The organism is Thermodesulfovibrio sp. 1176 (genome assembly GCF_029946585.1).
Classification (GTDB): Bacteria; Nitrospirota; Thermodesulfovibrionia; order Thermodesulfovibrionales; family Thermodesulfovibrionaceae; genus Thermodesulfovibrio.
Genome location: NZ_JARZRZ010000004.1, coordinates 130,775 through 155,221, shown reverse-complemented (window position 1 = coordinate 155,221; position 24,447 = coordinate 130,775). Strand labels below are relative to the sequence as shown.

23 protein-coding genes are annotated in these 24,447 nt (G+C 31.5%); 18 read left to right on the top strand and 5 right to left on the bottom strand.

The genetic code is table 11. The features are described 5' to 3' along the window. Position 1: 1 nt before the first annotated feature. The 3 genes from QI155_RS08450 to QI155_RS08440 all read right to left on the bottom strand — a co-directional run bounded on the left by QI155_RS08450 (position 2) and on the right by QI155_RS08440 (position 3,740). Positions 2-1,729: an AMP-dependent synthetase/ligase gene (locus tag QI155_RS08450; RefSeq protein WP_068859407.1), complete on the bottom strand. Its 1,728-nt coding sequence runs from the start codon at positions 1,727-1,729 to the stop codon at positions 2-4. A 305-nt stretch (positions 1,730-2,034) separates the two neighbouring features. Next, on the bottom strand, positions 2,035-2,775 hold the full coding sequence (locus QI155_RS08445) for a DUF72 domain-containing protein (protein WP_068859406.1): 741 nt from the start codon (positions 2,773-2,775) through the stop codon (positions 2,035-2,037). Next, positions 2,748-3,740, bottom strand: coding sequence for a dTDP-glucose 4,6-dehydratase (locus QI155_RS08440; protein ID WP_068859404.1), 993 nt, complete (start codon positions 3,738-3,740; stop codon positions 2,748-2,750). The genes QI155_RS08445 and QI155_RS08440 overlap by 28 nt, the downstream gene beginning before the upstream one ends. Before the next feature lie 102 nt (positions 3,741-3,842). On the opposite strand from QI155_RS08440, the gene QI155_RS08435 reads away from it, so the two are divergent. Genes QI155_RS08435 through QI155_RS08360 form a run of 16 tightly spaced genes read left to right on the top strand, consistent with a single transcriptional unit; the run spans position 3,843 to position 20,514 of the window. Further along, complete coding sequence (locus tag QI155_RS08435; protein ID WP_068859402.1) at positions 3,843-4,088, top strand: FmdB family zinc ribbon protein; 246 nt, start codon at positions 3,843-3,845, stop codon at positions 4,086-4,088. A 3-nt stretch (positions 4,089-4,091) separates the two neighbouring features. Continuing rightward, the gene (locus QI155_RS08430; protein WP_068859400.1) at positions 4,092-4,850 is read left to right on the top strand and encodes a sugar phosphate isomerase/epimerase family protein; all 759 of its coding nucleotides are present in this window, start codon (positions 4,092-4,094) and stop codon (positions 4,848-4,850) included. 52 nt (positions 4,851-4,902) lie between these two features. Beyond that, positions 4,903-6,633, top strand: a complete 1,731-nt coding sequence (gene ilvB / locus QI155_RS08425) for a biosynthetic-type acetolactate synthase large subunit (RefSeq protein WP_068859398.1) — start codon at positions 4,903-4,905, stop codon at positions 6,631-6,633. Between the two features lie 10 nt (positions 6,634-6,643). After that, positions 6,644-7,132 carry an acetolactate synthase small subunit gene (gene ilvN / locus QI155_RS08420; protein ID WP_068859396.1) on the top strand — a complete coding sequence of 163 codons (489 nt, stop codon included), beginning with the start codon at positions 6,644-6,646 and terminating at the stop codon, positions 7,130-7,132. Between the two features lie 30 nt (positions 7,133-7,162). After that, positions 7,163-8,404 (top strand): homocitrate synthase, encoded by a 1,242-nt coding sequence (locus QI155_RS08415; RefSeq protein ID WP_068859394.1) that lies wholly within the window; start codon positions 7,163-7,165, stop codon positions 8,402-8,404. A 14-nt stretch (positions 8,405-8,418) separates the two neighbouring features. Continuing rightward, complete coding sequence (locus QI155_RS08410) at positions 8,419-9,501, top strand: isocitrate/isopropylmalate dehydrogenase family protein (protein WP_068859391.1); 1,083 nt, start codon at positions 8,419-8,421, stop codon at positions 9,499-9,501. A 34-nt stretch (positions 9,502-9,535) separates the two neighbouring features. Next, positions 9,536-10,846, top strand: coding sequence for a hemolysin family protein (locus QI155_RS08405; RefSeq protein ID WP_068859390.1), 1,311 nt, complete (start codon positions 9,536-9,538; stop codon positions 10,844-10,846). Between the two features lie 60 nt (positions 10,847-10,906). Then, the gene (locus QI155_RS08400; protein WP_068859386.1) at positions 10,907-12,556 is read left to right on the top strand and encodes an NADH-quinone oxidoreductase subunit C; all 1,650 of its coding nucleotides are present in this window, start codon (positions 10,907-10,909) and stop codon (positions 12,554-12,556) included. Beyond that, positions 12,538-13,035, top strand: a complete 498-nt coding sequence (locus tag QI155_RS08395) for a 4Fe-4S dicluster domain-containing protein (protein WP_068859384.1) — start codon at positions 12,538-12,540, stop codon at positions 13,033-13,035. Before QI155_RS08400 ends, QI155_RS08395 begins: the two co-directional genes overlap by 19 nt. A 2-nt stretch (positions 13,036-13,037) precedes the next feature. Continuing rightward, on the top strand, positions 13,038-14,483 hold the full coding sequence (locus QI155_RS08390; protein WP_281321428.1) for a hydrogenase 4 subunit D: 1,446 nt from the start codon (positions 13,038-13,040) through the stop codon (positions 14,481-14,483). Positions 14,484-14,487: 4 nt separating this feature from the next. Then, positions 14,488-16,560: a proton-conducting transporter membrane subunit gene (locus QI155_RS08385; protein ID WP_068859382.1), complete on the top strand. Its 2,073-nt coding sequence runs from the start codon at positions 14,488-14,490 to the stop codon at positions 16,558-16,560. Next, positions 16,557-17,468: an NADH-quinone oxidoreductase subunit H gene (locus QI155_RS08380; RefSeq protein ID WP_068859380.1), complete on the top strand. Its 912-nt coding sequence runs from the start codon at positions 16,557-16,559 to the stop codon at positions 17,466-17,468. The genes QI155_RS08385 and QI155_RS08380 overlap by 4 nt, the downstream gene beginning before the upstream one ends. Position 17,469: 1 nt before the next feature. Continuing rightward, positions 17,470-18,117: a hypothetical protein gene (locus QI155_RS08375; RefSeq protein WP_068859378.1), complete on the top strand. Its 648-nt coding sequence runs from the start codon at positions 17,470-17,472 to the stop codon at positions 18,115-18,117. A gap of 2 nt (positions 18,118-18,119) precedes the next feature. Continuing rightward, positions 18,120-19,583, top strand: a complete 1,464-nt coding sequence (locus QI155_RS08370; protein WP_068859376.1) for a proton-conducting transporter membrane subunit — start codon at positions 18,120-18,122, stop codon at positions 19,581-19,583. 12 nt (positions 19,584-19,595) lie between these two features. Next, positions 19,596-20,066 carry an NADH-quinone oxidoreductase subunit B family protein gene (locus QI155_RS08365; RefSeq protein ID WP_068859374.1) on the top strand — a complete coding sequence of 157 codons (471 nt, stop codon included), beginning with the start codon at positions 19,596-19,598 and terminating at the stop codon, positions 20,064-20,066. Beyond that, a complete protein-coding gene (locus tag QI155_RS08360; protein ID WP_281321427.1) occupies positions 20,053-20,514 on the top strand; it encodes a hydrogenase 3 maturation endopeptidase HyCI in 462 nt (153 codons plus the stop codon). Before QI155_RS08365 ends, QI155_RS08360 begins: the two co-directional genes overlap by 14 nt. Here QI155_RS08360 and QI155_RS08355 read toward each other — a convergent pair. Then, positions 20,491-21,450: a ketopantoate reductase family protein gene (locus tag QI155_RS08355; protein WP_068859370.1), complete on the bottom strand. Its 960-nt coding sequence runs from the start codon at positions 21,448-21,450 to the stop codon at positions 20,491-20,493. The genes QI155_RS08360 and QI155_RS08355 overlap by 24 nt on opposite strands. Before the next feature lie 12 nt (positions 21,451-21,462). After that, positions 21,463-23,673, bottom strand: coding sequence for a PBP1A family penicillin-binding protein (locus QI155_RS08350; protein WP_083200038.1), 2,211 nt, complete (start codon positions 23,671-23,673; stop codon positions 21,463-21,465). A gap of 89 nt (positions 23,674-23,762) precedes the next feature. Here QI155_RS08350 and rd point away from each other — a divergent pair, with 89 nt between their 5' ends. Both rd and QI155_RS08340 read left to right on the top strand, forming a co-directional pair. Then, positions 23,763-23,924: a rubredoxin gene (gene rd / locus QI155_RS08345; RefSeq protein WP_068859366.1), complete on the top strand. Its 162-nt coding sequence runs from the start codon at positions 23,763-23,765 to the stop codon at positions 23,922-23,924. 14 nt (positions 23,925-23,938) lie between these two features. Further along, positions 23,939-24,424 (top strand): ferritin family protein, encoded by a 486-nt coding sequence (locus QI155_RS08340; protein ID WP_068859364.1) that lies wholly within the window; start codon positions 23,939-23,941, stop codon positions 24,422-24,424. The last annotated feature ends 23 nt before the right edge of the window (positions 24,425-24,447 follow it).

Below are 24,447 nucleotides of genomic sequence, written 5' to 3'. Positions count from 1 at the left end.
TCTATTTAATTTTTTGTTGTTGAAAGAGATATCTTTTTATTTTCATTGAAGTTGTTTTAGGAAATTCTTCTTCTCTAATGGTAAACTTTCGTACTCTTTTATAGTTAGCTAAGTCACTACTGTATGTGACAATCTCTCTATGTATGAGCTCATGCAAATCATTAGTGTTTGGATTTTTAATACCCCTTTTTTCAAAATACTGATTTACATTTTCAAAATTTGGATACACGATTGCATGAACATCCTCTTTATTTTTATCAGAATCCCACACCCCAATCACCAAAACTTCAGAGATATAGGGAGATCTTAACAATGCTATTTCTACCTCCTCAGGATAGATATTTTTTCCGCCAGATGTTATTATCACACTTTTTTTTCTTCCTGTTATGTAAAGGTATCCATCTTTATCCATATACCCCATATCTCCTGTTAAAAACCATCCATCTTCAGTAAATACTTCTTTAGTAGCTTCCTCATTCTGATAGTAACCAACCATTACCATAGGTCCTTTAATAGCAATTTCACCGATTCCGTTATTATCTGGTTCATGTATTTTTATTTCTACATAGGGCAGAGGCAAACCAACGCTTTCATTTCGAGGACAAAATGGAGGATTTAGCGTAATAACAGGTGATGTTTCTGATAATCCATAACCCTGAAGTATGGGAAAACCCATTTCTTCTAATGCAAAAGAAACCCATCTTGGAAGGGCTGCACCACCTGAAATTAGGTATCTAAGATTTTCCATCCCTAATTGGGCTCTGACATTTCTGAATAATGTTTTTGATATTTTGCCTTTAAAGAGTTTATCAAGATTTCTTGCAGTTATTCTTAATGAATTAAATATGAGCTTTTTTAATATTCCAGATTCTTTAACTTTTCTTATTATTCCCTCTACTATTTTTTCAAGTAATAAAGGAACTGTTAACATTACTGTTGGTTTTACATAACGCATTTCTTCGATCAATACTTTAGATTTTAATGAACTTGCATAGGCTATGGTGGCTCCTCCAGCTATTGGACAAATAAGTCCACAGGTTTGTTCATAAACATGATGGAGAGGTAATACTGAGAAAAATCTATCATTAGGTCCGTATTCTATCGTTTGATAAACAGCATCAACATCTGAAATTATATTCTTGTGAGAGAGCAGTACTCCCTTTGATATCCCTGTTGTTCCTGATGTGTATAAAATAACCGCATAGTCTTCTAAAAATACCTTTTCCATAGGAATTCCAGTTTTTACTTTTTGAAAAATATCTTGTAAAGAGGTGATATTCAATTTATTCGGCTGTTTAGATATTATGTGCTTTAATGTTGGGAGTTCTCTTTGAATTTTGAGCAGTTCTTCAAGAAAAGTATCTTGTGCGATAATGACAACTGATTCAGAATCTTTTAGAATAAATTTAATTTCAGGTGTTTTCAATCTTGTATCTACAGGTATAACAATTAGTCCAAGCCAATGACAAGCAAAATAAGATATTACCCAATAAGGTGAATTTTGTCCAATAATAGCTACTTTATTACCCTTTTTGAGTCCAATTTCATCTTTTAAATATTTTGCAAGCAAAGTAACTTTTTCATATAAAAACTTATAAGGTAGACTTATCCATTCATCTCCCTCTTTTGTCATTATGGCAATTTGCTCTTTATACAAAGTACATGATCTTTCAAACATTTCTGGAATGGTAATCAAACCAATACTTTGTCTTACATTAGGGAAAGACATGATAAACTCCTAATTTTTAAATAAATTTTAACAGTAGAGCATTAAATAGTCAAATTAAAATTGAAAAAATTTTTATTAACAATACAGCATTCAAGTTTGTTGAAAAGTACTCAAAGGGACAACTCATTCCAAAATCCCTTACTAATTTTATATTTAATTTTATATAAAGTATTAGGAGTAGTTGAGGCAGGATCTACATCTTCTGTAGAAGAAAAACTCTTGATAAAATCTCTATTGACCAAAGGTTGATAAATAATCATGCACTTGAAAAAATAAATTTTTAATTTTTTCAATTTGTTAAGATATTATACTTCAAGTAATTTTTTAATTTTTAAGGCATTTTTAACAGCATATCCCATATAGTCGTTATCAAAGTAAATGTAAGTATCTTTATCCCAGACTTTGATTTTATTAGCCCATTCAATAAGTTCCTCATCTGAATACTCTGAAGCATAAAGTTTTTGAGAGCCGTGTAATCTCACATAAATAAAGTTTGCTGTAATTGTCTCATAGTAAGGGAATCTTCCAGCAGAATCTGCTATACAGAAAGCAATGTTGTTTTGTTTCAGAATTTCAAAAAAATTATCATTAATAAATGTTTTATTTCTAACTTCAATTGTGTATTTATATTTTTTATCTAACATATTGATAAAATCAGTAATCAAATTTACATCGAACTTTAATCCAGGTGGAAGCTGAATTAATATAATGCCTAATTTATATTTGAATGTTGAGTACTTCTGAATAAAGCTTTCAATTAAATCCTTATTAACTTTAAGTTTGTTAAAATGGGTTATTTGTCTTGATAGTTTTACTGAAAATTGAAAATTCTCTGGTGTTAGTTGATACCATTTTTCAAAAGTTGAAACTCTTACATCTCTGTAAAAAGTTACATTGACCTCAACTGTTGAAAAATATTTACAGTAATAAGATAGCCATTCAGAATATTTTAATTCTTCAGGATAAAAAATTCCTTTCCAATGTCCATATTGCCATCCTGATGTGCCAATAAAAATATTTAATCCTCTCCGTAAAGTTTGCTCCATAAATTTTCATAATAAAAGAGTTTTTTAAACAACCAATTTCTATTGTTCAAATTCCATTCTATAGTAGATTTTAACCCTGATTCAAACTTTGTTTTAGGTGCCCAACCTGTTTTATTTTTTATTTTTTCAGTACAAATCGCAAATCTTTTTTCGTGTCCAGGACGGTCAGGTACAAATTTTATGAGAGTTTCTGGTTTATCAAGAATTTTTAGTATTTGCTTTATAATGTCTATTACTTGAAATCTTTCCCCACTTCCTATATTGTAAACATCTCCCGGTTTACCTTTTTCTAAAACTGCAAAAATTGCTTGAATACAGTCACATAGATATAGCCATTCGCGAATTATATCCCCTGTTCCATATACGGGGATTGGTTCATTTCTTAATGCTTTTAAAATTGTCATAGGAATCAGTCTTTCTGGATTTTGCCATGGACCATAGATACTGCAAAGTCTCAATGTAATAACAGGAAATTGCAATGCTCTCCAGTAAACCTGTCCCAACATATCCGCTGATGCTTTACTTACAGCATAAGGTGAACGAGGATTCAGGGGGCAGTCTTCATCTCTTTCTCCTTCTTTAATTTCTCCGTATTCTTCATAGGATGTAATATTTATAAATTTTTCTACTCCGAATTCTTTAGCAAGTTCTATCAGGTATATAGTACCTATTATGTTTGTTTCCATGAAAATACTTGGTTCTATGACAGACCTATCAATATTTGTTTCAGCTGCAAAATGTAAAATAACTTCTGGTAGCTGTTTTTCAAATATTTTTCTTAATTCATCCTTGTCAAGGATATCTACATTGTAAAAATCTAATCTATCCTGTATTGGTTTGAGTCTTTCCAAATCACCTGCATAAGTTAATTTATCAACAACTGTGACTTTCCAGCCCTTTCTTGCAGCTAATCTTACAAAATCACTTCCTATAAAACCGGCTCCACCTGTGACAAGAACTTTCATGTCTGAAGCCTCCTTAAAATTTTTTAATTATTATACCAAAAATATATAAGGATGTTTTAAAATAAAATTTGTCAGTACTTTATAAAGGAGGTGCAGGTTCAGATGCCAATTTATGAGTATGAATGTATGGAATGCCACAAAATCTATGAATTTATTCAAAAATTCAGTGAAGAGCCTTTAAAAAATTGTCCTGAATGTGGTGGAGAGCTTAAAAAACTTATCTCACAGTCTTCCTTTATCTTAAAAGGAAGTGGCTGGTATGTGACTGATTATGCAAGAAAAAATAATTCAGGAAATGGAAACTCCAATTCAAACAAAGTTTCAAATAAAACAGAAGGAAAATCATAATAGATGATAAAACCTCATATTCATGTACCATATAACAAAATTTACGATTATATTGATATAATTCAAAAAGAAAAATTTAATCTTGAAATATACTTCAGTGCTACTGTTCTTGATCAAATAACAACTGAAGACATAGAAAAGCTTAAGAAGGCTCTATATTATGAACCTTCTTTATCTTTTCACGCACCTTTTATGGATTTATCTCCTGGTGCAGTTGATTCAAAGGTTAGAGAGGTCACTTTAGAGAGATTTAATCAGGTTTTTGATATTGCTGAATTGCTAAATCCGATATCAATAGTTTTTCATTCAGGCTATGAAAAATGGAAGTATGCTTTTAAAGTAGAAGTATGGCTTGATGCGAGTATTAAAACATGGGAGAGAATTTTATCAAGAGCAGAACAATTGCATATTAAAGTTGCAATAGAAAATATTTTTGAAGAAGACCCTGAAAATCTCAGAATGCTTATGAAATACTTTTCATCTCCCTATTTTGGAGTATGTTTCGACACAGGACATTTTAATCTTTTTTCAAAAAAGAGCATAGAAGAATGGCTTTTTTCATTAAATGATTACATAATTGAATTACATTTACATGACAATAATAAAAATTTTGATGAACATCTTTCAATTGGAAGTGGTTGTTTTGATTTTGAAAAATTTTTTCAATTATTAAAAAAGAAAGAATGCATATACACAATCGAAGCACATAATCCTGAACATGTTTTAAAGAGTATAAAAAGACTTAATAATTTGATTAAATAGAAAAATTTATGTTATTTTATTTTTTAAAGCTTATAAAATAGGGGATATAGCTATGGCAAAAATGAAAGGTGCTGAAATTTTGATTGAATGTTTAAAAAGGGAAGGGGTAAAACATATATTTGGTTACCCTGGGGGAGTAATTCTTGATATATTTGACCTTCTTTACGATGATCCAGACATAAAGCTGATTCTTACAAGACATGAACAGGGTGCCACTCATGCTGCTGATGGATATGCAAGAGTAAGTGGAAAACCAGGTGTTGTACTTGTTACAAGCGGACCTGGAGCAACAAATACTGTAACTGGTATAGCTACTGCTTATATGGACTCTGTGCCTCTTGTCATTTTCACAGGTCAAGTCCCAACATTTTTAATTGGAAATGATGCCTTTCAGGAAGCAGATATAGTAGGAATTACAAGACCGTGCACAAAATACAATATTCTCGTAAAAGATGTTAAAGATTTAGCAAAACAGGTCAGAGAAGCTTTTTATATTGCAACCACAGGAAGACCTGGTCCTGTTCTTGTTGATCTTCCTAAGGATGTAACACAGGGTAGGGCTGAGTTTGTTTGGCCAGAGAAAATTCATATAAGAAGTTATAATCCAACTTATGAAGGCAACATTTATATGATCAAGAAAGCTGCTCAGGAAATAGCTAAGGCAAAAAAACCTGTTATTATTGCAGGTGGTGGTTGCATAATTTCAAATGCCAGCGAACATCTTAAGGAACTTGCAGAAATTACACAGATTCCCGTAGCAAATACTCTTATGGGACTTGGAAGTTTCCCAAGAACTCATGAACTATCATTAGGAATGCTTGGAATGCATGGAACATATTATGCTAATATGGCAGTTCAAAATTCAGACTTGATAATTGCAATAGGAATGAGATTTGATGACAGAGTTACAGGTAAAACCGATGCCTTTGCACCAAATGCAAAGATTATTCATATAGATATTGATCCTACCTCTATAAGAAAAAATGTAAGAGTAGATATACCAATAGTAGGAGATGTTAGCAAAGTTCTTGAGGTTCTAAATAAAGTTCTTAAAGAAGAAATAAAGCCACAGTGGGAAGAAGTCAGACACGCATGGCTCAAGCAAATTAATCAATGGAAAAAGGAAAGACCTCTTACATATGAGTTTGATCCAGAGGTTATAAAGCCTCAGTATGTTATTGAAAAAATATATGAGATAACAAAAGGTGATGCAATTATTACAACTGAAGTTGGACAGAATCAGATGTGGACAGCTCAATTTTTTAAATTTGACAAGCCCCGTAGACTTGTAACTTCTGGTGGACTTGGTACAATGGGTTACGGTTTCCCAGCTGCAATTGGTTCTCAGCTTGCCTTTCCAGACATGACGGTTATTGATATTGCAGGAGATGGAAGTATCCAGATGAATATACAGGAATTGGCAACTGCTGTAGTTTATGACTTACCAGTGAAGGTTGCGATACTAAATAATAGTTATCTTGGAATGGTCAGACAATGGCAGGAACTTTTTTACAATGAAAGATATTCACATACTTATTTAAGTACAGCACCTGATTTTGTAAAGGTTGCAGAGTCCTACGGTGCTGTTGGATTAAGGGCAACTAAACCCAGTGAAGTAGAACCTGTTATAAAAGAAGCTTTATCTATAAGAAAACCTGTATTTATGGATTTTGTTGTTGACTGGAAGGAAAAAGTTTATCCTATGGTACCACCAGGTGCTCCAATTGATCAGATGATTTTTGAAGAAAAGAAAAAAGAACGCAAACTGAAAGCAGTTAAATAGGAGGAAACCTGTGAGACACACTATTTCTGTGTTGGTAGAAAACAAATTTGGAGTTTTAGCAAGAATTGCTGGATTATTTAGTGGTAGAGGATACAACATTGAAAGTCTTTCAGTTGGTGAAACCATTGATCCAAATATATCAATCATGACAATAGTAACCACAGGTGATGATAGAGTAATTGAACAAATTACAAAACAGCTTAATCGACTTGTCGATGTCATTAAAGTTGTTGATTTAACTGAAATAGATCATGTAGAAAGAGAAATGGTTTTAATTAAAGTTGCACCAAGAAAAGAAAATAGACTTGAATTATTAAAAACCGTTGAAATATTCCGCGGAAGAGTTGTTGACTCAGGTCCTACAACTTATACTATAGAAGTTACTGGCGATGAAAAAAAGATTAGGGCTTTTATAGAACTTGTTAAACCTCTTGGAATAAAGGAATTTGTAAGAACAGGTAAAGTAGCTATCCCAAGAGAGATATCCCAAAGAAAATAAAAACAAAATTTACAGAAGGAGGAGAAATAAATGGCAAAGAAGGGAACAGTTTATCTTATTGATGTAACAAATAGAGATGGTGTGCAGACTTCAAGAATACTGCTTCCAAAACTTTCAAAGACAATGCTTAATATATATCTTGATGAAATGGGTGTTTATCAAAGTGAGATCGGATTTCCTACTTTAAAACATGAAATTAATTACATCAATGCTAACCTTGAACTTGCTGAATTAGGAGTTTTTAAAAGAATTCATCTTGAAGGATGGGCAAGGGCTATTCCTGAAGATGTTGAGTTAGTATTTAAGAATTGTCCAAAAATTAAACATCTAAATCTCTCAGTTTCCACATCTGAAATTATGATTCAGGGTAAATTTCAGGGTAGAAAAACATGGGATGACGTTGTGAAGGGTATGTACAATGCTGTAAAACTTGCTAAAGAACTTGGAGCAGAAACAGTAGGATTTAATGCAGAAGATGCATCCCGTACAGAGCTTAGTAGGCTCATCGAGTTTATCTTTGCTGGAAAAGAAGCAGGTGGAGATAGATTTCGTTATTGCGATACATTGGGATGTGAAGACCCTATCACAATTTATGAAAGAATTCATACTCTTGCCTTAGCAACAAAATTTCCCATTGAAATGCACTGTCACAATGACCTTGGCATGGCAGAGGCTGTCTCTGTTGCTGGAGCTCAGGCCACAGTGGAAGCTGGTGTTGACAGTTATATAAATACAACAGTGAATGGATACGGTGAGAGAGCAGGAAATGCGGATTTAGTTTCTACAATTCTTGCTCTTAAGTTTTCTCACGGTTTAAAGGAAAAATGCCCTCTTGATGAGCATGTGAATCTCAAAATGGCATGGAAGATTGCAAAATATGCTTCCTATGCTTTTAACATACCAATTCCTATTAATCAACCAGGTGTTGGAGCAAATGCCTTTGCCCATGAATCAGGAATTCATGCTGACGGAGTTTTAAAAGATAGAGCTAATTACGAACTTTACTCCCCAGAAGATGTTGGTCGTGGAGAACCAGAACTTCTTGAAACAGGAAGAATAATCACTACTGGAGAATATGGTGGTATAAAAGGATTCAGATATGTCTACAGTAAACTTGGTATTGAATTCCACGATGACAATGAGGCAAGAAGAATACTTGAACTTGTTCAGTATGCAAATTTACATACTCAAAAACCTCTTACTGATGACGAACTTAGATTTATTGCCCAGTATCCTGACATTGTCAGGCAAATTCTTACAGTAACACCTTAGGAGGAACCATAAGAATGTATACTATTACACTTATTCCTGGTGATGGAATTGGTCCTGAAATATCAGAAGCAATGAAGAAAGTTGTTGAGGCTACAGGAATAAAAATTCAATGGGAAATTCAAAATGCCGGTGAGGAAGTTTATTTAAAAGAAGGAAATCCTTTACCAGAAAGAGTAATAGAATCTATTAAGAAAAACAAAATTGCAATAAAAGGTCCAATAACAACACCTGTTGGAACAGGTTTTAGAAGTGTTAATGTCTCTCTTAGACAGGCTCTTGACCTTTATGCCTGTGTAAGACCCTGTAAAAGTTTTAAAGGTGCAAAAACAAAGTATGAAAATATAGACCTTGTTATAGTTAGAGAAAATACAGAAGACCTATATGCTGGAATTGAATTTAAAAAGGGTGAGACTGAAACCATTGATTTGATAAAATTTATTGAAGAAAAAACCGGGAAAAAAATAAGGCAGGATTCTGGAATTAGTATTAAACCTATTTCAGTTTTTGGTACTGAAAGAATTGTTAGATTTGCTTTTGAATATGCAAGAAAAAATGGACGTAAAAAAGTTACAGCTGTTCATAAAGCAAATATAATGAAACATAGTGATGGATTATTTCTTGAGGTTGCCCGAGAGGTTGCAACAAACTATCCAGATGTAGAGTTTGAAGATAAAATCGTTGACAACATGTGCATGCAGTTAGTTCAGAAACCAGAGCTTTATGATGTACTTGTTTTACCAAATCTTTACGGAGATATTATAAGTGACCTTGCAGCAGGACTGATTGGTGGATTAGGATTGGCACCAGGTGCAAATATTGGTGATGAATACGCTGTTTTTGAACCAACCCATGGAAGTGCACCAAAATATAAAGGATTGAATAAAGTAAATCCTTTTGCAATAATATTAAGTGCGGTTATGATGTTAAGGTATTTAGGAGAGACACAGTCAGCAGATAAAATAGAAAACGCTGTAGCAGAAATTATAAAGGAGGGCAGATTTGTAACCTATGATATGAAGTCTCCTGATGATCCAAATCCACCAGTAGGAACCCTGGAGGTGGCAGAAGCATTAGTAGAAAAAATAAAAAGTTATTAATTAGTAGACCCTTATATAATAAAAAATTATTAAAATGAATGAAATTTTTCTGATACTCTGCCTCATCGTTTTAAATGGTTTATTTTCTGCTGCAGAAATAGGTGTTGTTACTCTAAGACGTACAAGATTAAAACAACTAATTGAGGAAAAGAAATCAAATGCATTAATAGTAGAAAAATTTAAAGAAAATCCAAATAATTTTTTAGCTACAATTCAAGTTGGAATAACCCTCATAGGAACCCTTGCATCAGCTATAGCAGGTGCCTATGCAGTAAAGAACATTAAACCATTAATTGAATCTTTACCATTTACTTATTTACAATCTTCAGCTGAGGCTTTATCAATCACATTAGTTGTTTTGATTGTTACATATGTTTCAGTGACTTTAGGAGAACTAATTCCAAAATCAATTGCCCTTCATAATCCTGAATGGGTGAGTTTAAAAACCGCTAAATTTATAGATAATTTTTCAAAAATAACATCAATACTCGTTAAAATTTTAACTAATACTGCAAGTTTTATTTTAAAACCCTTTGGATTAAAAACATTTTCTGAAAGAGGATTTATTTCCCAGGAGGAGTTAAAGCTTTTGATAGAAGAAGGAGAAGAAAAAGGTATATTTGAACCAGAGGAGCGACAGCTTATACACAGTGCCTTTAGTTTTTCCGATATTATTGTAAAAGAAATTATGATTCCTGCACCAGAAATAACAACAGTTAGTGTTTATATGAGCTTAGAAGAAATAAAAGAAATAATAATGGAAGAGCAATTCTCGAGATATCCAGTTATTGGAAAAGACTTAAACGATGTTAGAGGGATTCTCCATTCAAAGGATTTTTATAATCTTATATTAAAAAATCAAGGAGGGAAAATTGATATAAAAAAATTGTTAAAACCTCCATTTTTTGTGCCTGAGACAATGAAAATAAATATTCTTTTAAAGGAAATGCAAAAAAAGAGGGTTCATATGGCATTAGTTGTTGATGAATATGGAGTTATAACAGGATTAGTAACCTTAGAAGATATTCTTGAGGAGCTTGTGGGAGAAATAAGAGATGAGTATGATATTGAAATGCCTGTAGTTACATTACCAGATGGTTCGATGATTATAGATGCAGGTATTTCAGTAAGAGATTTAAGAGAAGATTATGGAATAGAAATTGAGGAATCAGAAGAATATGAAACTCTTGGAGGTTTTATACTTACCTCTCTTCAAAGAATTCCTAAAGTTGGAGATACTGTAAGGGTTAATGGCAAAGTCTTCAAAGTCATAGAAATGGTAGGACAGAGAATAGCTAAAATTAAATATGAAAATATAAGCACTGAAAAAGAAGAATTAGATTAAATTTTAATATTAAAAAAGATTATTTGCTTTTCCTAAATTTTTTTTATTAATCTTAATAAAATGCAGAAGCCTGAAAAAATTAAAGCTGAATTGAACAACTCTGTGGATTTAGTCCAAGAGCAAGAAGGTACAGTTATTTTAAAAACTGATGCTTCCTATATCAAAGAAATAGTAAAAATTCTTATTTTAGAAGGTTTAAGATTTATTCATCTGACTGCTATAGATTTTACTTCTCAAAGAGAAAAAATTGAATTGAATTACTTTTTTATGTTTCCTCAAGAAAAACTTAATATAATAGTTAAAACTGATATAGATTCTTCAAATCCTAAAATTGATTCGATATCTGATATTATTCCTGGTGCAACATGGGCTGAAAGGGAATGTAATGACCTTTTTGGAATAAAATTTTACGGTCATCCTGATCCAAGAAGACTTGTTTTGCCTGATGATTGGCCTCAAAATACATATCCTTTGAGAAAAAGTTTTTCATATAATACAAAACCTTCTGAGGAGCTTGGGCAATCTACACAACTTAAAAAACCTGAAGAAGGCAAAACTGTTATCCCTATTGGTCCTTTTTATCCTTCTCTTGAAGAACCTGCTTATTTTCGATTAATTGTTGATGGTGAGGATATTGTTGATTTTGATTATAGAGGTTTTTATGTTCATAGAGGAATTGAAAAACTCGGTGAAAGCGTCCTAAACTATCAACAAATTCCATTTCTTGCTGAGAGAATATGTGGAATTTGCGGTTTTGTCCACTCTACTGCCTATTGTCAAGCTGTTGAAAAAGCAGCAGGAATTGAGATACCAGATAAAGCAAAATTTATCAGAAGTATGTTTCTTGAACTTGAAAGGATTCATAGTCATCTTCTTTGGGTTGGTTTAGCAGCACATATCGTAGGATTTGATACTTTATTTATGCAAGCATGGAGAATAAGAGAGCCTGTAATGTACCTTTGTGAAATGATTACAGGTAATAGAAAAACCTATGGAATAAACATTGTTGGTGGAGTTACAATTGATGTTCTTCCTCAACATTTAAAAGATATGGAAGTAGTTATATCAGATATTGAGAGAGAAGTAAGAGAACTTAGAGAAATTATTATTGATGATGATGTCCTTCAGATGAGATTTAAAAATGTAGGAATTCTTTCTGAAAGTGATGCTATGAAATATTTTATTGGTGGACCTGTTGCAAGAGCTTCAGGGATTAATATTGATATAAGAGTTAATTTCCCCTATGCAGCCTATTCTATGTTACAGATACGAGTTCCATTGAGAAAAGAAGGTGATATATGGGCAAGAACCATTGTGAGACTTGAGGAAATTTTAGTTTCTATTAATATTCTCCGACAGATTATTGAAAAATTTCCTGAAGGAGTTAATTTTGTAAAGGTATCAAAAATTGAGCCTTGGAAAGAAGGTATTTCATATATTGAAGCACCCAGAGGACAACTTTTTCATTATGTAATGACAGGCACTGATGGAAAACCCTATCGCTGGAGTGTAAGAGCTCCTTCTTATCAGAATTATCAGGCTTTATCAGTTCTTTTAAAAGGCAATTCAATAGCAGATGCACCTCTGATTATAGCAAGTATTGATCCTTGTTTTTCCTGTACAGAAAGATATGAAACAATAGATATAAATAATAAAAAAGTTAAAATTTACAATTCTCAAGAATTAGTCAAATGCTTAAAAGTAAAATAAAAGCTCTTTTACTTTCATCAAGACATAAAAAAATAACAAGACCCTATCCTTTTGTTCCTTTAACACCACCAGAAAATTTGAGAGGAAGATTAAAAGTTGATCCTAATAAATGTATTGGATGTGGTAACTGTGTAAGAACATGTCCGTCAAGATTAATAGAAATTCAAGATAAAGAAGATGAAAAAATTGTGTTGTTTTACTCCGGTAGATGTATTTACTGTGGACGATGTGCTACAGCATGCCCTGAAAAAGCAATAAGAATTACCCATGAGTTCGAACTTGCTACTGATAATAAACAAGATTTAGATATTGTTATAAAAATAAAAATGGTTAAATGTTCAATCTGTGGAAAACCTTTTATTACTCTTAACATGTTGAATAAACAAATTGAAAGACTTCAAAACAAAACAGAAGAACAGATAAATAAATTAAAAATATGTTCAGAATGTAGAAGAAAAAATCAGAACAAAGAGGCATGATTATGGATTATTTACTTCTATCCCTTATCATACCTTTTTTAGGCGCTTTAATATCCTATTTATTTAAAAACAGGGTTGCTGGAATTATTGCAGCAATTTTTGCTTTTTTAACTATGTTATTTAGTATTTTTAGTTTATTTAGCAGTTTTAAAGTCCATTATGATTTTTACTTATTTAAATGGCTTCCTATAAATTTAAATTTTGGTTTAATGAGTGATCCCTTAACTGCGATTTTGCTCATATTAATAACAGTAATAGGTTTTTTTGTAATTTTATATTCCTATGGATATATGTCTCCATATAATGCTGATCATCCCTTTTATGCTCCATATCAAAGCTATTATTTTCTTTTGCTTCTTTTTATTGGTGCAATGATTGGAATTGTTACTTCACCTAATTTATTACAACTTTTCTTTTTCTGGGAGGTCACAACTCTTTGCTCCTGGGCACTAATTTCCTATACAAAGGAGGATAAAGCTTTATTTTCAGGATTAAAAGCTTTCATAATGACCCATATTGGTGGATTTGGATTTTTAGTTGCCTTGGCTTTAATGTATACAGAAGTTAAATCCTTTGATTTTTCGGCAATTGATTCCCTTTCGATATCATCAAAATTTATCGTATTATTACTTATATTTTTTGCTGCCTCTGCTAAATCAGCTCAGATACCTCTTTTTACATGGTTACCAGATGCAATGGTTGCTCCAACACCAGTAAGTGCTTATCTACACGCTGCTGCAATGGTTAAGGCAGGGGTTTACTTAATGGCAAGAATATATCTTTCTAATTCATATTTCTCTGAAAATTTCATAATTATTATGTCAACTATAGCTATTTTAACTATGATGATTTCAGTTATTTTGTATTACTTTCAGGATGATTTAAAAAAGCTATTAGCTTACTCTACAATAGGACATCTTGGATATATTTTACTTGGTATTACTCTTGGAATATTTGGATCAAAAACAGGAGGAATGGGAGGTATTTTTCATATTATAAATCATGGATTTGCTAAGGGATTGCTCTTTCTTTCAGTTGGTGCTATTGCATATACAACTGGCACTAAAAGTATAAGCGAATTAAGAGGTTTAATAAAAAAATTTCCTCTTCTTACTCTTTGTTTTTTATGTGGAATGTTTGCAATTGTTGGGATTCCACCTTTTTCAGGATTCTGGAGTAAATTCATGATTTTTACTGGGGCCTTTGAATTAAAAAATACTTATACAACAGTATTTGGATTACTTGCCTTAATTGAGAGTATTCTGTCTTTTTGCTGGTATATTTTTGTAGGTCATAGGGTTTTCTTTGGAGAAGCCTCATCCAAAGTTGTTTTAGCAAATAATCAAATTCCTTTTTCTATGAGATTTAGTTTAGTATTTTTATTAATCTTAACTTTTCTTTCACCCTTGATCGGTTATCCCTTTGTAAAAGCTTTATATGGAGGGTGAAACAATGGAAATTATTAATTATTTATATCATGCAGTTTTATTTTTATTTATAGGTTTTATTTTAACTTTTCTTATAAAAAATAAATCCATTGCTGGTATAATTGCTTTTATTTGCACATTTTTTTCTTCAGTATCTCTTTTTTATCTTTCCTTTGAAATTTTTATAAATAATAAAGTTATAAAAGAGGAATTATTTTCCCTTAAACCAATAATAAATTCGTCTCTGCAATTGAATATAGATTCCCTTTCTGCTTTATTTTTGATTGTCATTGCTTTAATCTCAATGAGTGTAACCATGTTTTCATGGAAATATCTTAAGGCATACAATCAATCTTCTGTAAGATTTTATCCGTTTCTATTGTTGCTATTCATTGCTTGTGTTGGTGTAGTATGCGTCAGTGATATGCTCTTTTTTATTATTTTTTGGGAAATGATGACTTTAAGTTCATGGTTTTTAGTACTTTTTGAAAAGGAAAAACCTTCAGCACTAAAAGGTGGACTACAGTATTTCATAGCAACTCATGTTACAACAGGATTTTTAATTTTAGCTTCTTTAATTTTATATTCAGGAAGTCATGATTTTGCCTTTACAGAAATAAAAAATATTTTTAATCTCTTAATTATAAATAATCCTGTACTTTCTCATTTTATTATATTTTGTATTTTTTTAGCTTTTATAACAAAAGCAGGAGCACTTCCCTTTGGTTTTTGGTTACCAAATACTTATCCCGAACCTCCTTCATCAGCTTCATCATTTTTTGGTGGTATTATGTCAAAATTGGGAGTTTATGCTATTTTAAGATTTTTCTTTTCTGTTTTACCTCTGTCATCTTATACAGAAATTTGGGGATTTATATTAGCCCTAACAGGAGTGTTCTCAATATTTATCGGAACTGTAGCAGCACTTACTCAGGATGAAGCTAAAAGATTAATGTCCTTTCATGCAATTGGACAAGTAGGATATATGCTACTGGGAATAGGTATCGGATTATACTTTATAAATACTCATCCCTTCTTGGGTGCTATTAGTTTGGTAGGAGGAATTTTTCATATTTTTAATAATTCCATATATAAAAGTTTACTATTTTTAAATGCTGGTTCAATTTATTATCAAACAGGTACAACTGATCTTAATAAAGTTTCAGGATTAATGAAAATTATGCCCTTGACAGCTATTGCAGCTTTGATAGGCTCTTTGTCTATTGCTGGAGTACCACCCTTTAATGGTTTTGTATCAAAGCTTTTGATTTTTGAATCTTCCATTTGGTCTGCAAATGAATCGGGAGTTTCATTTTTAATAAAATTTATCTTTATTAATTTTGGAATAATTTCAATTTTTATATCGGCAGTTACTTTAGCCTCTTTTCTTAAATTTGTCAATTCAGCTTTTATGGGAAAACTTCAAGGAGTGAGAAACAACACAGTCAAATTGCCTTTTAGTATGACATTTCCCCAGATATTTCTTTCTTTAATCTGTATTTTTTTAGGACTTTTTCCTATAATACCACTTAAATTAATTTATATTTCAGTCTCTGATTCTTTAAATATTAAATTACCTGAGTTTTCTCAAGTTTTTATGACAAGTTACTTAGGTTTTGGCATTAACTTTTGTGAAGAATGCTTTGCAGGCACTTGGTTTCCGATTATGATTTTGATTCCTCTAATTTTACTATGTCTTCTTATTTTTGGTTTTGAAAGATATGCGGATGTTAAAAAAAGGATAGTAGAAACATGGTATGGTGGGAAGGAACATACCCCAGAAGAAGTTACTTATACAGGACATAGTTTTTATCAGCCCTTTAAAAAACTTGTCAGTTTTAAAATTGGAAATATTCAGTTTAAGGGATTTTATCCGGTAAATCTTCCTTCTTTAAAATTTTCATTGCCTAAATGGTTTATAAAAATACTTCAACCTGATAGCTGGTTTTATTATCCTTTTGCACATAAAATTTTTAATTTATTTGAACATAGCCAGCAAGTTTATCAAAGGATGATTAAAAAGTATATTCTATGGCTTATATTTGGTAGCTTATTAATTTTTATATTTGTTATGTATTTATATGAGGGGAAACCATGATTGATTATCTTATTATTTCATTTATAATCAATCTTTTTGTAGTATTGATACTGTCTCCTTTTTTTGATGGATTTACAAGAAAAATACGAGCTTTAATTCAGAGTAGGGTAGGACCATCACCTTTGCAGTCCTATTTCGATATTATTAAACTTATGGGAAAAGAAGATTTAAAATCTACTATAAATCCCCTTTTTAGATTGTCTCCATATCTTTCTGTAGTAAGTGTTGGCATGGCTTCTCTTTTGATACCTATAACAGGTAAAACTCCACCACTCAATTTTTGGGGGGATATATTTCTTTTTATCTATATAATAACAGTAGTAGGAATTGCAATAATAATCACTGCCTCAGCCTCAGAAAATCCCTTTGCTTATGTAGGTGCTTCTCGTAAAATGATGCTTCATCTTTCCGTTGAACCAATTTTAGCCATTGCATTGATAACAGGAGCAATAAATGCCCAATCTTTTAAAATTGGAGATATTGTTTCATGGTATACTTTAAATGGACCAAATGTTTCTATGCTTTTAGCAACTGTATGCGTTTTCTTATCTCTACAAGCATTGATTGGGAAAATTCCCTTTGACATTTCAGAAGCAGAACAGGAGATTGCAGAAGGAGTTCTTATTGAATTAAGCGGTCCAAAGTATGCTTGTGTTAAATGGGCAAATATGTCAAGGCAGGTTTTGTTTTGTTTAGTATTTTCACAGATTTTTGTTCCCTGGCCCATGACTGAAAGTTTGATATTAAATACTCTAATTGCGATTATAAAAGTTACAATAATTATATTTATAAGTACACTAATTGAGGCTTTAAATCCTCGATTAAGGATTGATCAGGCATTAAAATATAATTTAACGCTTGCTGTTTTTTCAATAACTTCAATTTTTTTAGCTTTAATAGGAGTTTGATATGGAATTAATTTTTATATCAATTCTAATTTTAACGTTTTTTGCAGGAGAATCAAAAAATTTAAGATTTTCAGTATACTGTCTTATTGCTAATTCTTTATTTATTGTTACTTCTGTTTTTACAATGGGCTTTACTTATAATATAACATCTCTTTATTGGATAGCTTTTTTAGATTTATTAGTTAGGGTTTTTATAGTTCCATTATTTATTCTTAAATCTATTAAAAATCGAATACACAGCGAGATAAAACCAACTATAAGTCATCCACTTTCTATAGCATTATCAATTGTTGTTCTTTCTTTAGTTTATCACTTTATGGGAATTTTTAAAACAATGAATCTTCCTCAAGTTCTTCCATCTTTTGCATGTGGAATAACTCTTTTTATCTACGGATTATATCTTCTTATTTCAAAAAATGACACCGTGAAAATGGTTATTTGTTTCTTTATAGTTGAAAATGGAATTCATTTATTGATAATAAGTTTAATTCCCCATTTGCCTAAATTCATTGAATTTACATTAACTTTCAATTTTATAGTTGCCATATCCTTTTTCCTTTATATAATTCTTAGATTAAATGAAATTTTAGTAAAAGAGGAAATTGAAAAACTTAGACAAACAAAAGCAATTCATAGATTAGAGGAGTAGAAATGATAGATATTGATGTATTTATAGTATCAATGGTTTTTATATCTCCTATTTTATTTGCCTCTTTTGTGCTTCTTGCTGGCAATAAATTTACCATAAATAAAATTTTTCCTGTTATCTCTATTCTTATATCCATTTTTTGCACAATCCTTGTCTGGGAAAAGCTTAATTTATCTGAAAGTAAAGTTATAGAAGTAAATCAAATTTTTTATATTGATGGATTTAGTATTCTAATGCAATTAATGATTGAAATAGTTGCTTTGATTACAATTTTATATTCACCTCAATATTTGGCAAAACTTTACAGTCATAGGCAAAATAAATTTCATCTTTACTATTCTACAATACTTTATTCAACCGCATTTATGAATCTTGCATTTGTTCTCAATAATCTGTTTTTAATTTATATTTTTTTGGAACTAAGTACTATATTAGTCATCTATCTGATAGCATTTAACCTTCAAAAGGAAGACCTTAAAGCAAGTTTTAAATATTTATTATTCATCAATGTAGGAATTTTATTTAGTTTGTTGGGAATTATTTTACTTAGTTATTTTACAGGTACTTTGATATTTTTAAGTAATATTTCTTTTTATGTTGCGTCATTGCCAAAGCATATAGCATTAATTTGTGCAGTGCTTTTTATAATAGGTTTTTTTACAAAATCTGGATTAATACCCTTTCATGTATGGCTTCCTGATTCTTATTCTGAATCTCCTTCGCCAATTACAGTATTTTTAGCTGGTGCTGTTACAAAAATAGGTTTTTACGGTATAGTAAGGACTGTTACTGTTTTTTCCTTTCATTTTCAGGAAATACAAACATTAGTAATTATACTTTCATCATTAAGTATGTTTTTTGGTGCAGTATTAGCTTTTAATCAAAGGGATTTAAAAAAGATGATTGCCTATTGCAGTATAAGTGAAATGGGATTCATAGCATCAGCATTGGTTCTAAATAGTTATATAGGTATTTTAGGTGGAGTTTTTCATATTATTAATCATACTTTAATGAAGGGAATTTTATTTTTTTCAACGGGTATTTTGATTTTTGCCTATGGTAGTAGCAAAATAGATGAAATAAAGAAATCATTTGGAAATATATCGTGGGTTTCTCCAATGTTCTTTATTGGAGCTTTAGCAGTTGCAGGAATGCCTATGTTTGGAAGTTTTTTGAGTTCTATCACAATATTTTTTGCACTTACTGAATCAGGATTTCTTTGGACTTCTATTATTTTAATTTTATCGGGATTTATTAGCGGACTTGCTCTTCTTAGAACGGCAATATTTTTATTCTGGTCAAAGAAAGAACAAAATCAGATATTAAATAAGATTCAATTGCCAGCTTCTATGGTTTTATCCACTTTTGTACTTACTTTTTTATTAATCATTTTTGGTGTTTTCCCCGAAATTATTTATCCATTACTTGAAATTGCTACAAATGGTATTATTAAAATGTCACATTAAGGAGGAAAAAATATGTCATTGTTAAAAAAGCTTGCTCAATGGGCTTTAAAAAAATCTATATGGATTTATCATGTAAACACAGGAGCATGTAATGGTTGTGATATAGAATTACTCGATATTTTAACTCCCTATTATGATATAGAGCGATTTGGCATGAAGGCAGTTAGTTCTCCAAGACATGCAGATGCTTTGGTTATATCAGGACCTGTAACACGTCCAACCATTGAATTTGTTATAAAAGTCTATGAAGCAACTCCAGAACCAAAAATTATTATAGCCCTTGGCTCCTGCGCAACTGCAGGTGGAATATGGTTTGACAGCTATAATGTTGTTGGAGGAGTTGACAAGATAATACCTGTAAACTTATATATTCCAGGATGCCCACCCCGTCCAGAGGCTATTCTTTTTGGAATTGCTCAAGCATTGGGAATTTCAAAAAAGAAAATAAAGCCCTTGATTGCAGAACAAGTTGGAATTAAGTGAATTTTTAAGTAATATCAATGGAAAAGTCTTAATCGCAGGAATTGGGAATCCTTTAAGAGGTGATGATTACGTTGGTTCGTACATTATAAAAAATCTTAAAAACAAAATAAATGCCATTTTGATTGATTGTGAAGATAAACCAGAAAATTTCATAGAACAAATAATCCATGAAAAACCAGACACTATAATATTCATTGATGCATTACAGATGAACAAATTACCTGGCAGTGTATGTTTCATAACTGATAAGGAACTATCAAATAAAGGATTATCAACTCATAGGCTATCTTTAAAAATTTCTATTAGCTATATTAAAGCAAGAATTAATTCAAGAATAATGATTATAGGCATACAACCGAAAACTACCGGGTTTGGAGATCCAATGAGTGAAGAAGTTGCTAAAACTGTCCAAATAATTCAGGAATTATTTATTAAATTTTTGCGTTAAGGATAATTTTTCTTTTATTTTTATTAAATTTGTTATAGTTTCATTTACCTGAGTTTGAAGATTAATTTCTTTAGCAATTTTAACTATAGCACCATTTAGAGCATCTATTTCTGTTTTTTTACCCTGTTTTATATCATAATACATTGATGGAAAATGTTTGGCAGTTGGAGGGACAAGTTTCTCATAAAAATATTCGAGATATTCTTTGTAATCTTTCCAGTTAAGTTTTATTCCTCTCAATTTTGCTACTTGAAAAATTTCTTCAATTATTTTATTCATTATATTTCTTGTTTCTTGGTGTTCTGCCAAAGTTCCGTAACTGCATTCAAGAATTGCTCCAAGAGGATTTAAAGCAGAGTTATAAAGAATTTTATCCCAAAGGATTGCATATACATTCTGGGATACCCTTGTTGGAAGTCCTGATTCATTAAAAATTTTTGCAATTTCATTTAATCTTTCTTCGGGGATTGCCATATCAGGTTGACCAATAACTATATCATCTGCGAAAACAGTTACTTCAGCAGTCCCAATTTCAGTAATTTTTGCACCGAAAATTACTCTTGAAAGCATTACCTTTTCTTTACCTAATATGGAGGTTGCAATTTCATAGTTTCCATAACCATTCTGAGCAAGTAAAATTAGAGTATTTTCTCCTATTATTGGCTTTATTTGATTGATAGCTGTCTGTGTATCATATGCCTTTACTGAAACAATTATAAGGTCAATATCTTTATTTTTAATTTGTTCAGTGTTTGTAAAAATATCATCCAACTTGGCTTCTTTTTCTCCAAAAAGTCCTGTTATTTTTAATTTTTTGTCTTTGAGTTGATTAATGTACTTTTCTTTTGTAAATCCAAAAACATTATGTCCCTGTGATTTTAGACAAGTAGCAAATACTGTTCCTAATGCACCAAGTCCGAAAACTAATATTTTCATGGTAATCTCCTTTTATCTTGGCATAATAGGGTTGATTTTCTGATTTGTAGAATTTTTTGTAGATTCAGAATTTTTTGAATTATCTTTAATTTCTTGGGTATTTATTGGTAAGATGAAATCTAATGATTCTTTATTAGCTAATGCTTCTTTCATAAATTGAGCCCAAATTGGTGCAGATACCCTTCCACCAGCCTCACCTTGACCAAGGCTTTTTCTCATATCATCATATCCAACCCACACACCTGCAACAAGCTGAGGTGTATATCCGATAAACCATGCATCTTTAAAATCATTACTTGTTCCTGTTTTACCTGCCAAAGGTCTTCCGATGTTTGCCCTTGTTCCTGTTCCATAAGTGACAACATCCCTGAGCATGGATGTAATTGTATAAGAAACTTCAGGAGAAATCGCATCCTGAAGTTCGGGTTCGTTTTGAAGTAAAATTTTGCCAGATGCATCAGTTACATATTTTATTGCAATCGGTTTTATTTTTTTTCCTCCATTTGCAAAAACAGCAAATGCTGAAGTTAGTTCCAATGGAGAAACGCTTAAACTGCCTAATGCAATAGTTAAATCTGCTGGCATTTCTGATGTGATACCAGCCCTTTTAGCAAGATTTATTATTGAATCAACTCCAAGCATTTCTGCTAATCTAACTGTAGGAACATTTCTTGAAAAAGCTAAAGCTCTTCTTAATGTGATTTCTCCCCAGAATTCTCCATCATAATTAGAAGGTGACCACTCTTTGAGTCCTGTTTTGTAACTAATCGGTTCGTCAAGCATAGTATTCTCTGGCGTAAAACCCTTTTCTATAGCAGCAGCATACACAAAGGGTTTAAAACTACTACCAGGCTGTCTTTTTGCATAAACAGCTCTGTTGAATTCACCTCTTTGGAAACTATATCCACCAACCATCGCCTTTATAAATCCTGTCTGTGGGTCAACTGCAACAAGAGCTCCTTCTATTTCTGGTTCTTGTTCAAGAGAGAAGAGGATTTCTTTACCAATGGATTTAAATTTTACCATTATAACATCACCCGGATGGAGAATGTCAGTTAGGCGAAAATTTCTCAAAATTTTAACTTTTCCTGAAGAATCAATTACTTTGCTTGCCCATTGAGCATCAGACAAATTTAGTTTTCCCTTAATTCCTCTTGCTTTAATTATTGCTTGATTTGGTGTTACTGAGATTACAATGCCTCTTGCAATATCTCCAACTGCTGGAGTAAAAGCAACCTTTTCTTCTTTTTCTTCATTATTTTTTATAGAAACTTTTCCAAATGGTCCTCGCCATCCAATTCTTTTATCTACATCTCTGAGTCCTTCTTGTAAAGCCTTTTGAGCAGATATTTGAGCACGAATGTCTAAGGTTGTATAAACCTTTAAATTTCCCTTATAAATTTTTTCAATGTCAAAGTTTTCTTCAAGTTGTTTTCTTACATACTCAAGAAAATAATTATAGTTTTCTGTTGAAATTCTCAATGAACTTAAATGAATTGCCTGCTGAGAGGCTCTTTTTCTTTCTTGAGGAGAAATCAACTCTTCCTTTTCCATTCTTTCTAGTACTGTTTCCTGACGCTGTTTTGCTCTGACAAGGTCATTGTATGGTGAATAGGTATTAGGTGCTTTTATTAATCCTGCAAGTAAAGCTGCTTCGGGTAGCGTAATTTCATGTACCGATTTACCAAAATATATTCTTGATGCCATTTCAACACCATAGGCTCCATGTCCAAAATAAACGTTGTTTAGATATAGTTCAAGTATTTTTTCTTTACTGAGCTCTTTTTCAATTTTTATTGCAAGATAGGCTTCTTTAATTTTTCTTGAAAGCGTCTTTTCTGGTGTAAGAAACATTATTTTGGCAAGCTGTTGTGTAATGGTACTTCCTCCTTCTTTAAGACTCATATGTAAAATATCTGTAATGATAGCTCTTCCTATTCCAATATAATCAATTCCTTTATGTTTCCAGAAACGAGAATCTTCTGTGGCAACTACAGCATCTATAAGATGTTTAGGTATTTGTTTAAAAGGGATATATATACCCTTTTGAATTTTAAATTCACCAATTAGAGTTCCATCTTCTGCATAAACTTTTGTGCCCTGGATGGGTTTTACTTTTTCAAAATCTTTTATTGAAGGGATGTCTCTCAGTAAAGCAAATCCAGCACCACCAAGAAATGCAATAAGCACTATAACCGTAATCACTATAATTTTAATTTTCATATTAAATATTATAACATTGCCTTTGACATATTAAAAAGAGATAATTTAAAATAATTTTAAAATAGTTTTTACTCAAAAAGGAGGAGACTATGAAAAAGTACAAATGTAGCGTATGTGGTTATGTTTATGATCCATCCCAAGGTGATCCTGATAATGGAATACCTGCAGGAACAGCCTTTGAGAATTTACCAGACTCCTGGAGTTGTCCTGTGTGTGGTGCAACAAAAGATATGTTTGAACCAGAAGAATAAGAACGGAGGATTTTATGAAGTCAATTGAAATTGCTTTAAAGATGGAGACTGATGCTGTAAAGTTTTATACTGAAGCTTCTCAGAAAGTCTTCCATCCTGCTGGTAAAAAAATGTTTCTTACAATAGCAGAAGATGAAAAAAATCATATTAAAATGATAGAAGAAGTTCTTAAAGGACTTGAACTTACAATCAGAGAAGCTAATCCTATAAAAACAGTTAAAACAATCTTTGAAGAAATGAAAGATCAGATGATGGAAAGACTTAAAGTTGAAGAAGATGAACTTGAAGCATTCAGGATTGCAATGGAAATGGAAAAGGAAGGAATAGAATTCTATAAAAAAGTAAAAAATGAAGTCAATACAGAAAAGGAAAAAAAGCTTTTCGAAAGATTAATATACGAAGAAGAGCAACATTATAAAATTTTTTCTGAAACATACACCTTTTTGAAAGACACTGGTAACTGGTTTATGTGGAAAGAATTCTCAATTGTTGAAGGATAAAAGGGGGAGGGGAATCCCTCCCT